Source organism: Peribacillus acanthi (assembly GCF_003073175.1).
Classification (GTDB): domain Bacteria; phylum Bacillota; class Bacilli; order Bacillales; family DSM-1321; genus Bacillus_BN; species Bacillus_BN acanthi.
In genome coordinates this window covers 432-15,083 of the sequence record NZ_QBBX01000018.1, presented here as the reverse complement: position 1 = coordinate 15,083, position 14,652 = coordinate 432, and the positions used below count along the sequence as shown (strand labels likewise).

General features: G+C 34.6%; 13 protein-coding genes and 1 pseudogene. 9 read left to right on the top strand and 5 right to left on the bottom strand.

All coding sequences use genetic code 11. The features are described 5' to 3' along the window. Positions 1–92 precede the first annotated feature (92 nt). On the bottom strand, positions 93–1,379 hold the full coding sequence (locus DBX25_RS16210) for a glycoside hydrolase family 18 protein (protein WP_108671839.1): 1,287 nt from the start codon (positions 1,377–1,379) through the stop codon (positions 93–95). A gap of 191 nt (positions 1,380–1,570) precedes the next feature. Between DBX25_RS16210 and DBX25_RS16205 the strand changes: the two genes are divergently transcribed. Together DBX25_RS16205 and DBX25_RS16200 are read left to right on the top strand one after the other, a co-directional pair. Continuing rightward, on the top strand, positions 1,571–2,575 hold the full coding sequence (locus tag DBX25_RS16205; protein ID WP_108671838.1) for a permease: 1,005 nt from the start codon (positions 1,571–1,573) through the stop codon (positions 2,573–2,575). 16 nt (positions 2,576–2,591) lie between these two features. After that, positions 2,592–3,572, top strand: coding sequence for a TIGR03943 family putative permease subunit (locus DBX25_RS16200; protein WP_108671837.1), 981 nt, complete (start codon positions 2,592–2,594; stop codon positions 3,570–3,572). A gap of 81 nt (positions 3,573–3,653) precedes the next feature. Here DBX25_RS16200 and DBX25_RS16195 read toward each other — a convergent pair whose 3' ends face one another. Further along, positions 3,654–4,742 carry a nitric oxide synthase oxygenase gene (locus tag DBX25_RS16195; protein WP_108671836.1) on the bottom strand — a complete coding sequence of 363 codons (1,089 nt, stop codon included), beginning with the start codon at positions 4,740–4,742 and terminating at the stop codon, positions 3,654–3,656. A gap of 207 nt (positions 4,743–4,949) precedes the next feature. Here DBX25_RS16195 and DBX25_RS16190 point away from each other — a divergent pair. Further along, positions 4,950–5,741 (top strand): annotated as a pseudogene (locus tag DBX25_RS16190) (SpoVR family protein); the annotation flags it as partial. A 525-nt stretch (positions 5,742–6,266) separates the two neighbouring features. Here DBX25_RS16190 and DBX25_RS16185 read toward each other — a convergent pair. Next, entirely contained in the window at positions 6,267–7,262 is a 996-nt protein-coding gene (locus DBX25_RS16185) for a toll/interleukin-1 receptor domain-containing protein (protein ID WP_157950997.1), read from the bottom strand. Between the two features lie 608 nt (positions 7,263–7,870). On the opposite strand from DBX25_RS16185, the gene DBX25_RS16180 reads away from it, so the two are divergent. Then, positions 7,871–9,199, top strand: coding sequence for an AAA family ATPase (locus DBX25_RS16180; protein WP_108671834.1), 1,329 nt, complete (start codon positions 7,871–7,873; stop codon positions 9,197–9,199). Beyond that, positions 9,192–9,917, top strand: a complete 726-nt coding sequence (locus DBX25_RS16175) for a hypothetical protein (RefSeq protein WP_108671833.1) — start codon at positions 9,192–9,194, stop codon at positions 9,915–9,917. The genes DBX25_RS16180 and DBX25_RS16175 overlap by 8 nt, the downstream gene beginning before the upstream one ends. A 57-nt stretch (positions 9,918–9,974) precedes the next feature. Here the strand turns inward: DBX25_RS16175 and DBX25_RS16170 are convergent, their stop codons facing one another. Then, positions 9,975–11,438: a recombinase family protein gene (locus tag DBX25_RS16170; protein WP_108671832.1), complete on the bottom strand. Its 1,464-nt coding sequence runs from the start codon at positions 11,436–11,438 to the stop codon at positions 9,975–9,977. Positions 11,439–11,560: 122 nt separating this feature from the next. Here DBX25_RS16170 and DBX25_RS16165 point away from each other — a divergent pair, with 122 nt between their 5' ends. Further along, positions 11,561–11,806, top strand: coding sequence for a hypothetical protein (locus tag DBX25_RS16165; protein ID WP_108671831.1), 246 nt, complete (start codon positions 11,561–11,563; stop codon positions 11,804–11,806). 68 nt (positions 11,807–11,874) lie between these two features. Here the strand turns inward: DBX25_RS16165 and DBX25_RS16160 are convergent, their stop codons facing one another. After that, positions 11,875–12,246: a helix-turn-helix domain-containing protein gene (locus tag DBX25_RS16160; protein WP_108671830.1), complete on the bottom strand. Its 372-nt coding sequence runs from the start codon at positions 12,244–12,246 to the stop codon at positions 11,875–11,877. Between the two features lie 31 nt (positions 12,247–12,277). Between DBX25_RS16160 and DBX25_RS20865 the strand changes: the two genes are divergently transcribed. The 3 genes from DBX25_RS20865 to DBX25_RS16150 form a co-directional block, all read left to right on the top strand. Then, complete coding sequence (locus DBX25_RS20865; RefSeq protein ID WP_170110138.1) at positions 12,278–12,415, top strand: hypothetical protein; 138 nt, start codon at positions 12,278–12,280, stop codon at positions 12,413–12,415. A gap of 50 nt (positions 12,416–12,465) precedes the next feature. Then, a complete protein-coding gene (locus DBX25_RS16155; protein WP_108671829.1) occupies positions 12,466–13,917 on the top strand; it encodes a recombinase family protein in 1,452 nt (483 codons plus the stop codon). Then, a partial coding sequence (locus tag DBX25_RS16150; RefSeq protein WP_240620366.1) for a recombinase family protein occupies positions 13,907–14,652 on the top strand: 746 nt, incomplete at its 3' end. The genes DBX25_RS16155 and DBX25_RS16150, both read left to right, overlap by 11 nt.

The following is a 14,652-nucleotide window of genomic DNA, read 5'->3' as shown; positions in this document are numbered from 1 at the left end:
TAAAATAAAGCCATTTTCAATAAAAGTGAAACTTCCATCAATTTAGGATTTAATTGTCCCTTAGTTGATGGAAGTTTATTATTTTTAGCCTATTACGCTCTTTTTACCACATTAAAATTGTACTCGAGCAACGCCCAGTTTTGAGGGAAGGATAGACCAAGCTTCCAATAACTCATCCCCCGTAACCCTAACTCTTTTATTAAATTGAATTTGGCCTGGATGGATCTTGCGTCTTCGAACCATACTTCATGCTGTTTCCCATCCTTAGCTGTATATTTAAAAAACGGAGCTTGAGCCTTGTAATCGTATGAAATGGCTACATTATTTTCTCTAGCAATCTGTATCGCCTGCTGTGGACTTACAGCTTTTGCAACCGTACCAGGTTTAAATGGAAGTGTCCAGTCGTACCCATAAAGGTTTTGACCCATCATAATTTTTGAAGCTGGCATCTCGCTGACTGCATAGGTTAAAACATCTCGGACTGGTCCGATTGGAGAAACTGCCATGGCTGGTCCACCACTATAGCCCCATTCATAGGTCATGATGACCACGAAATCCACGATTTCTCCATGTGCCTTGTAATCATGCCCTTCGTACCATTTTCCTTTTTGATCGGAACTTGTTTTTGGAGCCAATGCTGTGGATAATAGCCAGCCTTGCTGTGAAAACCTACTTTTCGCTTTTCTTAAAAACGCATTATATGCCTCTCGATCGGCAGGGCGCAGATATTCAAAGTCTAAATGAATATCTTTGAAGCCATACTTTTGAGCAGTAGCTTCTATATTATCTAAAAATTTGTTTTGGATGTTCATATCATTTAATAAAATACGACCTAATTCATCACTAAATTGATCGTTTTCCTGATTGGTGATGACCATCATCAAAACTACTTGGTTTTGTCTAGCGATTTCAGGAAAATTGTTTAAAAGTGGTTCTTTTAGTGAGCCATCCCTTAATGCTTGGAAACTAAAAGGGGCCAAATAGGTTAGATAATGTGCGTTTTCTCTTGCACTTTCCTCTAATTCTTTTGAAACGGTATTGCCTCTCGGTTCAATATATCCATTAAACTCGCCCTGTACTCTTCTTGTCGGAGGGATGTACATTCGAAAACCTACTTGTAAGGGCGTAGAGGGTGAAAGACGATTCACACTGGCAAGAGTTTGTGCAGATATTCCAAACTTTCGGGCAATGGACCAGAGGCTATCTCCTGGCTGGACCCAATAATAACTTCCTGTAATCGGAATGACAATCGTTTGCCCAACGACTAATTCGTTAGGAGTCTGGAGTTCATTTGAGCGAATAATTTGCTCAGCAGTCACCCCATAACCTTGTGCAATACTATACAAAGATTGACCAGGCTGTACCACGTGTATTTGCATGTTTTCCCTCCTTAAATTACGTTATAATCATTGTATGAGGATTTTTTCTATTACATGATAAGCACGATGAATCAATTGGTAAAAAAAGAATATAATTTACAAATCGTAATGGTTACGATAATATTTTTGGTAAAACACTTCTAGATAGTTCAATTTAAAAATTATTTTATGTATCAATTGAGGAGGCTGTCGTGTTTCGTATTATTCGATCTCATATTGTGGATATAACAGGTATTTTTTTGATTTGTTTAGCGATCTATTTATTTTCTTTTGGAAATGTCTTAGGTGATTCAGTAAATGCATCACCTAAGATTCTTCAAATGAATACCGTTTTCATTAGTATTTTAATTGAGGCATTGCCTTTCGTGCTTATTGGAGTCCTTATAGCTGGCTTCATTCAGATTTTTGTGAGAGAAGAACATATCCAAAAGTGGATTCCTAAAAACAAATACCTTGCTGTAATCATGAGCTGCGTTATTGGTGCATTATTTCCAGCATGTGAATGTGGCATAGTCCCCATTGTCCGTAGACTGATTAAAAAAGGTGTCCCGCTATACGCAGGAATTGGATTTTTATTAACGGGACCTCTTATTAATCCTATCGTAATCTATTCCACATATATGGCATTTGGTAACGACCTTAAAATGGCTATATTACGTATGGGGTTAGGGTTTTTATTCAGCATAATCATTGCTTTGGTCATTGCTTGGTTCATTAAAGGCAATCAATTAAAGAATGAAAACTCCATAACTAATCATGAACATGCTCATGATCATCAAACATTTTTAAATAAATTTTGGGACATGCTTAAGCATTCGATTGATGAGTTCTTTGATATGGGAAGATATTTGATTTTTGGGGCTTTTCTTGCAGCTCTACTTCAAACGTATGGATCGACAAAAGCATTGTTAGAAGCTGGGGATGGAACGGTCTCTAGCCTTCTTGTTATGATGGGATTAGCGTACTTTTTATCTTTATGCTCCGAAGCGGATGCTTTTATTGGAGCTTTATTTAAAAGTGTATTCCCAACCACTGCTATACTAGGATTTCTTATTTACGGTCCTATGCTTGATTTGAAGAATACTATTATGATGCTTAGTGTATTTAGGACAAAATTTGTAATAGTGTTATTAATGGTCATCACCATGACGGTCTTTATCGGTATGTTAGTCAGCAAGGTTATCCTTGGATTATAGAGGGGAGGGAAACTAGATGAAATTTTCATTTCAACAAGCGTTTCGAGCGTTTATTATCCTAGCTTTTTCAGGATTCATAATGTCCTTACACTGGCAGGGTGAAATTGATAAATACATCAATCCAAAGTATGAAGGGTTAAGTAAAATTGCTGCATTGATTTTCTTCCTCCTTTTTATTGTCCAACTGACAAGGGTATGGGAAGGGAAAATACAAGAACACCACGTACAAACCTGTGACCATGGTGATGCATGTCATCATGATCATGGACACACGCCGTTTACTTATAAAAAACTAGTATCATATGCAATCATCTTACTTCCATTAATTACAGGTTTCTTACTTCCTGCAAAAACGTTAGATGCGTCTATGGCGCAAAGTAAGGGAGGGGCTCTATTGGCAAGGGAGTCCCAAAAGCCTGCTGAGACAGAAAAAACTTCTCCTGAAGGAGATTTATCGGAAGAGGAAAATACTGAAGGAAAAGAAGAAGATATAGAAGAAGATATAGCAGCAGACTTGGATGAACAATCTCTACCAGGAGAACACGGCCCAGACCTTTCCTTTAATGAAGAGGAAATGTCTGAGGAGAAATTTGAAAAGTTGCAAGCGGAGCTACAGAAACAGTCTTTTATTGATATGAAAGATGACCTGTTTTCCACGTATTATGAGTTGATTTCTCAAGACTTAAAACCATTTGAAGGAAAGAGGATAAAGCTCAAAGGTTTCGTCTATAAAGAAGAAGGATTTAGTTCCAATCAATTAGTACTTTCACGATTCCTCGTCACCCATTGTGTTGCGGATGCCAGTGTAATAGGGTTTTTGACGGAATTTGATGAAGCGGATGGTTTGAAGCCCGATACATGGGTAGAAGCAGAAGGGGTTATTAAATTGGGGCGGTATGGTGAAATGGACCTTCCCATTATCCAGGTGGAAAAATGGAAGACAACTAAAGAACCTAAACAGCCTTATGTTTATCCGATTGTTGTAAAATTAATATAGTAGAACAAGAAAAGGGATGCCTGAATCATTAGGCATCCCTTTTCTTATACTTGAAAAACGTAAAGATAGCCAAGATTTCTATCAATATGGCTTTTTTTGATAAAAGTAATTAGGGGTGACTTTTTCATTTTTATATGGCTTATGAAATATATGAGTTGCAGCAGGGGACAAGGGAGGAATCAGCCATGTCCAATCACCTGTTACTTTCCTCTCCTGTTCAGCTTCTTTTTCTTCAAAAAGTTTAAACTGTTGGGCGGCAGTATGATGATCCACAATGCTTACACCTGCACTTTTAAAGGAATGTAGGACAGCAATATTCAATTCAATTAATGCTTTATCTTTCCACAACGTTGAATTAAGGCTTGTATCCATACCGAAAATATCTGCTACCCGAGGTAACATATTGTAACGGTACACATCTGCCAAGTTCCTCGCTCCAATCTCTGTTCCCATATACCAGCCATTGAATGGAGCAGCATTATAGGTAATGCCCCCTATTTCCAACTTCATGTCTGATATGATAGGCACAGCGTACCATTTTAACCCTAATTCTGAAAAGGTTTCTAGTTCGGGATGAGTAAGAGGGACTTCTTTTATGATCCTCGAAGGGATTTCGTAAAATTTGGGAGCATGTCCATTCGTTTGAAATACTAATGGCAAAACGTCAAAATCGGTTCCGTTCCCCATCCAACCTAAATCCTGACATACCTTAGTAAAAGCCAATGAAGCTGTATCCCCTATAATGCCTTCGTGAGTTTCATATCCTGCATAACGCAGTAATTGGTGATTCCAAATCTTTACGGTTTGTTCTCCGTTTTTTTCAGCAGGGAAAATAGTGATGGTGGGGATGAGCTTTCCATTATTAGTCGCATAATCGATATGATGGAAAAGAGCATCACGAACCTCGAGATCATTTTTCACATCTCTACGGTCAATTACATGAAGGGATGACCAGAATAAACGGCCTATACAACGGTTGCTGTTTCTCCACGCCATTTTTGCTCCGTGCATTAATTCCTCTAAGGTATGTGTGTAAGAGTCTGTCTTCATGATTTCTTCATATATTTCATGATAACGCTGTTTTTTTTCATCGTCTGATTTGTTTAGTTCTGTATAGCAGGTATTAATAAACCTTCCTGCCTCTTCTAATAAAGTAATATGTCTGTTCAAAGGAATCGCTCCTAATATTGTCTGAGTCCTACTTATTCTATCGAATTATGAAGCCGTTGAATAATACGAATCGACGAATGGGAGTAATTTCTATGTAGTATGTGACGATTTTTTGACAGTACTGACATCAGCAATTTTGCCTCTATACGTCATTTTCGCCTGTTTTTTTCATACATTGAGGATAAGAGGTAGAAGGGGGAGAGGGACATGAGAGCTTCTGAACAAAAGGCCTTAGAATATGCAATTGCAGAAATTACGGAGATTGCAAAGGGATTTGGGCTTGATTTTTATCCGATGCGCTATGAGATTTGTCCAAGTGAAATTATTTACACGTTTGGGGCATACGGGATGCCGACACGCTTTTCCCACTGGAGTTTTGGTAAGCAATTTCATAAGATGAAGCTTCATTATGACCTTGGATTAAGTAAGATTTACGAACTGGTTATCAACTCAGATCCTTGCTATGCCTTCCTATTGGATTCCAACTCATTGATTCAAAACAAATTAATTGTTGCCCATGTTTTGGCGCACTGTGACTTCTTTAAAAATAATGTGAGATTCAGCAATACAAAACGGGATATGGTAGAGAGTATGGCTGCAACGGCTGATCGTATTCGCCAATATGAAATTCTCTACGGGAAGCAAGAGGTTGAATCATTCCTCGATGCTGTCTTAGCAATAGAAGAACATATTGATCCTTCTTTGGTTCGACCAAAGCTTTCTTGGAGTGTAGATGATTTAGAAGAAGCAGATGTCAAACAATCTTCCACTCCATATGATGATCTTTGGAATCTGGAGAAGAAGGAAGAGAAGAAGCCTGAAAAGAAAAAGAAGAAATTCCCGCCTCAGCCAGAAAAGGATATTATGTTATTTATTGAACAATACAGCAGAGATATGACAGATTGGCAGCGGGACATCCTTACGATGATGCGTGATGAAATGCTGTATTTTTGGCCCCAGCTGGAAACTAAAATCATGAACGAAGGCTGGGCTTCGTATCTCAAAGGCGCTTAGTTTTTAGATTAATTATACTATATTTGGAAAAGTTTAGTCAGCACATAAAGTGCAATTTTCTACTTCAATACACATCGGATTTTAGTTTCATTATTCTACTAAGTGGTTCATTATCTTTAATACAATAAGAAGAAAAATTTTTTGGTTAATACAAATGTATTACAACAAACTGGCCAGATTATTGAGGAATAACTAGCGATTAAACCATTAAATAAAATTTTAATAAGATTAAGATAAATAGTGGTAACTTTATCAATGAATAAAATACCTGGTCATAGATGTTTCTTATGAAAGAGTAGAAAAAAGTAATCCTTAATAAAAAAATGAAAAGCATCGATGATAACATCGATGCTTTTGTTAATCGATTTACTTTTAATTATCTTAATGAAATAGGATCGACAAGTTGTTTTTCCTATTCTTTTTTTCTCGAACATAGCCGAACTCAAAGCCTTTAGAATTTTCTTTGACAATTGACGTGATTTTTTTTATTGTCGGAATTTTGTGTTTGTCCTATTTTAAGTGATGGGAAATATGAGAACGCCAAACTTCCTTCACAATTTCATCTGGGGTAGATGCAATTTTGTTTCCCAAAAAGTTCATCGTCATTTTTAACTTTAACTGATTCTTATCATCAGTCTCGTAATAAATCATTTCGTTGGTAGAATTGTCCGACATAGTGATATGTCTTCCATAGGATAGATTAATGGAATTTCGCCCGAATGAACCCCCATACCAAATCTTAATGGTTGTTGCATTTCGTCCATCATTATACAAATTGAAAATGGTTTTACGGCTATCTACATCATCCTGGTCAAATTCAAAATTGGGATTTGTAGATTCTAATTGTGTGAAAAGTGCTTTGAATATACGAACCATTTGCTTGAAGCTATCTTTCATAAATTTCTCAATTTCCCGATCTGTAATACGCTTGTGACTCTGTATATCTAAATCGGAAAAATCAAATTCCGCAGTTTCAGGAATACTTTTGGGTTGTTCTGTAGTTAATCTTGAAGGTATTTTAGGTTCAAGCGTTGGAACTTCACCTACAGGCTGTACGAAGAAGCGTGGCTTTTCATAAAGCCGATAGATTAATTCTTCAAATTTAGCTTCAAATGTCTCATCTTTGCTAAAATCAACTGCATAATGACCCTTGAAGTGGAAAGGAAATACCTTATTGAAGTCTCCCTGATGTCGCATTATGGGAACTAATTTATTCGGATTTTCCATCAATAATGGGAGGGTTAATTGAGACTCAAATCCAACACCACCTTCAAAGTTATCTGCTTTTCTTGCATAGTTTTCTGTCAACACAATTATGATATAATCGCTATCTTTTACTTTTTCAACCATCATTCTATTGAGATGGACTGATTTTTGCTGAGTTTCAAAAACATCTGCTTCAGCAATTAATCCTTTATCTCTTAAACGATTTGCTAAATAGAGAATCCACTCTTGATGTGCTTCGGAATCCCAACTATAACTGATAAAAACGCGTTTTCTTTGCACCTGAAACACAATCCCCTTTATCATAAATGACTTTTAGTAAAAAGAATGTTGAGGTAGAGGTTTTGCAACCCCTCGCGTTCCACAAAACATCTATTGCTGGTTGAATCAACTCTTTAATATTTGATTTAGTGGACATTATTATTGTAACACAAGGTAAGTAAACATCCTGTTGGTCAATCAAATGATTTTTGGGTAACTTTGAAAAGAAGATGGTACGTAAAGAAACGAAAGCCTATCAAGCTCGCCTACAAGATGAAATCAATGGTGACCTTTATCATAATCTCTCTAGTTGGATTCTACTAAAACATCCCCCTTGTATACCAAAGATTTCGAGTGCAGCTCATTAGGTTTTTTGAAAAATTATTACGATTAATTTTCAGATAATACTGTCAATTTTAATTTAAATATGACATAGTATATAGCAACACTTAGTTTTTTTATTATCTAAGTGAATAAAAAGGTGAAAAATTGACTAATTTATATATTAATTATTTAAAAAAATACATATATAACTAAAAAATTGTTAAAATATTTTCTATAATACTTATGGTAAAAGCTCATTGTGATATATTAATAACAAAATAATAAAAATCCTCAGGGGGATTATTATGTCAAATATTATTAGAGTACAAAATGTTGAGATTAAAAATTTGAAAAATGTAAAAAAGGGAATTTTTAATACGAACTCAACTTTTGAATCATTAGAATTGGCTGACGTTATAGGGTTCTATGGACAAAATGGTTCTGGGAAAACTGCTGTAGTTGAAGCGTTTAATTTACTTAAGTTTTTATTGGATACTCGTAAATTGCCGGATGTGTCAAATCATTTGTTGTATTATAACGAAAATTCAATTGATTTAATTTTCAATTTCATTGTTAAAAATAGATTTGGAGAATTCTTTGTCAAATATGAGACAACAATTACTGCTGGAAAAGAAAAGTTAAGTGTTATTAAAGAAAAAATATCTTATCGTGAAAATGAGAACAGAAAAAAGTTAAAGGACATTTTTAATAAAGATAATCATGAAATTTCAATTAGAAATAAAAAAATAAATTCAATGAATGAAGACATTAGGGTGGCTGTTTTAGTTGCAAATAGGATGGCTAATGACAATGCAACTTCTTTTATATTTAGAGATGAGCTAGAAGAAATCTATGATGTATTTTTAAATGAAATTGAGAATGAAATTATGTTAAATCTTACTCGTGATTTCAATAGAGATTTTCATGTAATTGACACAGTTCAGTATGGACTTCTTATCTCAAATATTATTATGCCTTTCAGTATCCATGTAGAGAATATTCGTGGTCACATCCCATATGAATTAAGAGATACAACAGTTCTACCACCCGAACTATTTGAAACAATAGAAAAAGTAATAGAACAAATTAACGTGGTACTTAAGACTATTATTCCAGGACTACAAATAAAAATAAGAAAAATTCATCAGGAAAAATTGGATAATGGAAAAGATGGAATTAGATTTGAGTTCTTATCTACTAAAGAAAATATTGAGTTACCACTAAGAAGCGAATCATCTGGCGTATTAAAAATAATTTCTATACTGAGTACATTGATCGCAGTTTATAATAATCCAAATGCCTGTGTAGTAATAGATGAATTAGATGCCGGTATATTTGAATATCTTCTTGGTGAATTATTAGAAGTAATTAGTGAAAATGGGCAAGGACAGCTTTTATTTACCTCACATAATCTTCGTATATTAGAAGTATTACCTATAAGAAATCTTTGGTTTACTACTCTTAATGAAAATGATCGTTATCTTCAGTTGAAAGGTGTTAAGAAATTAAGTAATGCTAGAGATATTTACTTACGTGCAGTACAACTTGGTGGTCAAGCTGAATCAATATATGGCGAAACTGATTTGTACGATATTAAAAAATCATTTAGACAAGCAGGTAAGTTGAATGGCTAAACAAAAGAAGAAAGTAGTCCTTATAATTGTTGAAGGTGAATGTGATGAGACCCTATTAATAGAACGACTTAGGGAGAAATTTGTTCAACACGATATTAGATTCGAACCACAACGAGGAGATATTTTTTATAATTCAAGTCAACATGGAAAGCCTATAAGGGATATTATAGGTGATAAAGTAAGAGAAATCCTAATAAAAAGAAAGTTTAAACAACAAGATATCCTTGCGGTCCTTCATATACTTGATACAGATGGATGTTTTATACCTGAAGACAGTGTTATTGTAGACCAATCCCAATTACCACTTACTTTATATAAAGATACTTGTATAAGTGTACCTACTGATGCACAAAAAAATAATATTATATTAAGAAATAATGATCGAAGTAGAAATATTCGTACAATGAATTCTATTAATAAAATTGTCTCAAAAAAGTATAATTATCAACTTTATTTTTTTTCAAGGAATTTAGAACATGTAATCTTTGATGATCCAAATCCATCTCAAAATGAAAAACTAGATAAAATTGAATCGTTTATAGAAGAGTTGGAACAGCCAATTGAGGAATTTTTAGCCCAATATATGCCTAGACTTTCTTCAGAAAGCTACGAAGAACAGTACATAGAAAGCTGGAACAGTATTTCAACTGGAAGTGAATCTCTAAAAAGATTTACTTCTGTCCCTTTGTTATTTCAGTATATAGAGTTAAATAAATAGATTCATAGTTATTTAATTAAAGTGAAAATTAAAAATGTTATATCAATAAAATAGGGGCTAAGGAGTAGACAAGAGTATTTCCAATTCCTTATCCCCCTTTACTATCACTCTACAAACAAGAGTTGAAATCAAAGCCTTTGTATCCTCAACAGGCAAAATACCCATAGCATCAATAATAGATCTCATCTTCTCCTCGATCTTCTTTTGTAAACTCTTTAAGTCAATATTCTTATTAGTATTCTTCCCATTACTCAGTGCCTCAATAACCTGTTCCATTCTGTCTTTCTCTTCCTTCAATTCCTTTAATCCAATCAACCCAACAGTATAAGCCTCTACTTTCCTTTTATACCGTGTTTGAGCTGTTCGTACTTTTTGCTCTTTATTAGTATCAAAACTAATGGATTCTTTTTCTGAAAATTCAATAATTGTTTGGTGATTTAATGAACTAGCTAATCCAAGTAGTCCTTGTTTAAACCACTCCTCGACTTCGTTAGCTCGATATTGCTTACTTGTACAGGTACCTTTATTTTTATTATTAGAACAACGGTAAACCCGAAATCTTTTATTTTTAGATCCTGACCAAGAAATACTCATACCACCACCGCACTTTCCACACTTTAATAGACCACCAAGCAAATGTGGACTTGATTGAGCACGAGATGCCATTGGTTTCTTATTAATCCTCTCTTGTACTGCATCCCACGTTTCCTTTTCAATAATGACAGGTAAACAATCCTCAACTGTTACCCATTCTTCTTCTTCCTTCTCTTTACGTTTTTTTTTACTTGAGTCTGTACGATTCCAGACAAGCGTGCCCTTGTAAGCTGGATTTGTAAGTATCAACTTAATGGATCTTAAAGACCATTCTTTATTGTACTTAGACGGAATACCCTCTTCATTCAATTTCTTGGCAATAGTATAGTACCCCAAGCCCTTATTAAGGTAGAGGTCATATACCTTCTTTACAATAAGAGATTCTTTTTCGTTTATGGAGAGTTCTTTTTCTACTAAATCATAACCATAAGGACTTTGAGTAAGCCACTTTCCGCTATTCGCAGCATGAAACATGTTATCTAGAACACGTTCCCGTATACGTTCCCGTTCAAATTCTGCAACGGCTCCTAATACTTGTAGGGTAAGGCGACCCGAAGGGGTATTGGTATCAAAGGATTCACTGATTGAAATAAAGGAGACTTCATTTTCTTGAAATAAATCAATTAATTGAAGGAGATCTAAAAGCTTACGGCTCATTCGGTCAAGTTTTGTAACCATGACTTTGGAGATGATACCGTTTTTAACAGCATTAATAAGTTTTGTTAATTGTGGTCTCTCCATGTTCTTAGCAGAATAGCCGTCATCAACATAAAGGGTTGTATCGATATTCCATCCCATTGCACGACAATAGGCAGACAGGCGTTCTTTCTGTTCAGCAAGGGAAACACCTTCCCTTGCCTGTTCATCAGTAGAAACACGACAATATATGGCTATTGTTTTATAGGTTTTTCCAACTGGCTGATACATACGCATTGCTCCTTGTCTTGTGCTTGTCTGATATATATGTATTCAAAGATTAAATCATGAATTTGAAGATTTAGTTTTGAAAACAACATTTCCCTCATAGCTTGGATTAAGGGGGGATTAGGTTGGCAGTGAAAACGACTTTTTCTTTCAACACTGAATCGGGTACCATCTCTTTTTCAAACATTAAAGAATTAGAACAGACTCATTACCTACAGCTTCAAGAAAAGTTATTAAAATTGGAACAGAAACTAAAACTCGCAGCTGTAAGCCACTTGCTCCAAAAAGAAATTGGAGAAGAAAGAATGAAAGAAATAGAAATAAACTATACCTCAGTAGAAAAAAGAAGAGAGCCCACTGTTATGGAGTAGGCTCTCTTCTTTTTGTATTTTTATTCACTATGATAAACAACTATTTATTTTTATGAATAGGATTTCACTTACTGCACATGATAATTATCAAAATCATCTGTTGCATTATATGAAGCAGTCAATTCTGTTCCTTTTTCTATAGTCTCTAATAGGAACTCAGCAAGTTTGGGGTTGGATTTATGAATATGGGCTAGCTGGGAGGTTGCTCTTGAAACACGAAAACTAAATTCATCTAATTTTTCTTCAGATGAATACACAGATAGTAACTGAAATTCTTCCGCTAATTGATTTAACACTTGCAGCTTTATAGTATCGGATTTTCCTGTCTCTAAATTACTTAAATAAGCCGGTGATACACCAATTTTATTGGCAAATTGATTTAGACCATATCCTTTTTGTTCACGTATAGAACGAAGTATTTTTCCGAAATTATTGAACATTGTAATAACCTCCAGTGAAAGGATGATTTATATGAAAGAGAAGAAGACACTTACAATAAAGTCGATAAGTTATGTCCATGATCCAGAAGCAGCAAAAAAGTGGTTTGAACTTTATGTAAATCTAGTTACAGAGAAATTGATTCAGGAAAGATTCAAGTCAGTGGACTAGCACCTTCTAACCATTCATATCTATAAATAAAAAAGATAAGGAGGTAGAAAATGAAAACAGTTGCCTATTATCGTCGATCTACAAAAATTCAAGAGAACTCCATTGAAATGCAACGTCAATTGGCTCGGAATCTTTCTTATCAAAAGGCATTAATTATTGATGAAGAGTTTATAGACGATGCTGTATCAGGAAGAACAAAATCTATTCAAGAGCGTGAAGGACTTTGTTCATTACTTACTAAGATTGAAACCGGAGAAGTAACGAATGTATTTGTATATAAACGGGATCGCTTGGCTAGAAACGCACTTGATTATTTGCATATCTTTCAACTACTTAAAGACAAACAGATTAATGTATACTTCACAGCTGAAAATGAAATTCCAATTCAATTCTCCCCGGCAGGAGAACTCATTGAACTATTAATGGCAGGAATTATTCAACGTGAAGGTGAACAAATTGTTGAACGTATATCAGAAACTATCAAAGCTAACTTTCAAAGAGGAAAGACCCCTGGAAATCTTCCTTTTGGTTATGAATATGAAAAACAATCAAAAACTGTTGTTAGAGATGAAGACAGATTACGAATTGTAAAATTACTTTTTGAAGCAATTAACTCAAAAGAATTTACAACAATGAGACAGCTCACAGACTATTTGAAAGAGAAAAAAATAAGACGTGATGATAAAAATTGGACTTCTCAAATGATAAGAAGTGTGGTTTCAAATCCAACTTACATGGGGCTTAGGTTGTTAAATCTTTCTGGTGAAACGTTAAAAAGTAGATATGACAACCTTGCCATTGTTGCTGAAAAAGAATGGCTAGTTGCCCAAGAAGTTCTTGAAACGCTAACAATGACGAGAAAGAAAGCTGAAAAAGATAAAGTACATTTTCAATTGATAAACCTAGCATACTGTAAAGAATGCAAAACGCCGTTACAATCTAAAAAAGGTATAAAAGACAAGAAAAAGATTTACTATTACAGTTGTAAAAGTCACAAAATTAATGTGGAGATTGAAGAACTTGAACAAAAAGTACTGGATTCCTGTAAACAATTTTTTAAAGAATTATTAAAAACACACTTACCAGCATTTCATAAGAGACATAACAATGAAATGACAAGGGTGTTACAGAAAACAAAGGATGAAATTAAACAAAACCTTCATAAACTTAACCAACGCTTAGAACGTACAACCGAAAAATGGCTGAATGAAAAGCGTCAATATGAGAAAGAGGTACTCGAAGCAAATTTATTAAATTTGTATGAGCAAATTGATAAACAAAAGAAACATATCCAATCAGTAGAAGATGCAATCCTTGAAATGCAAGAATCAGTGGAAGACGAAATTTCAATTCCTGATACTTATAATTTTAAAGATATCTACCCATGTGTTCTATTTGAAGATCTCGTTTCAAAGGTTGAAGTCGAACAAAATACCATTCATATTGTGTTTAAACATCCATTCCTTACAATGAAGGAGGTGTTACAAACTCGTGTTAGCTAATGTACTTAAGCCAGGAATGAAAGGTGCTTTTTACGGTAGGTACTCCACAGACAAGCAAGAAATGTTGTTACAACAAAACTCTGTGGATAATCTTGTGGATAAATATCAATGCAAGATTATCAAAGAATATTTAGATCCTGCTGTTTCAGCAACAAAAACACCATTAGCAAGTCGAAAAAAACTACAAGAACTACTTTCTGATTTAGAAACTCAAATTTTTGATTTTGTCATTGTGTACAAAAATGACCGAATTGCAAGAAATCCTATGGAACACCAATTCATTAGAACAACCATGAACATATATGGTGTTCCTGTTGTTGAAAGTGCTACAGAATCTCTTTATACAGAAACGGATAATATCATCGTCCAGCTCCTTCAAGACGGTTTAACGAAATTTGAAGCCGATAATATTAGACAACGCACACGCGACAGCCATATAACTAGAGCAAAGAAAGGGCAATGGACAGGCGGACAAGCTCCATTTGGATATAGATATAATAAAGACGCACAAACTTTCTCGACCTATCCTGAAGAATTAGAACTTGTTAAGACAATTTTTGAGTTATATAAAAAAGGTGAAGGTTTTGATTCAATTGCCTCAACGCTCCCTTCTAATGTAAATAAAGGTAACTCATGGACTAAAGAAAAGGTAAAAAGAATTGTAACCAATCCTTTTTATGCCGGTTTTCTTGCTTGGGGGAAATATCAGTATGGTGCAAAAGGGTCTTTAACTGA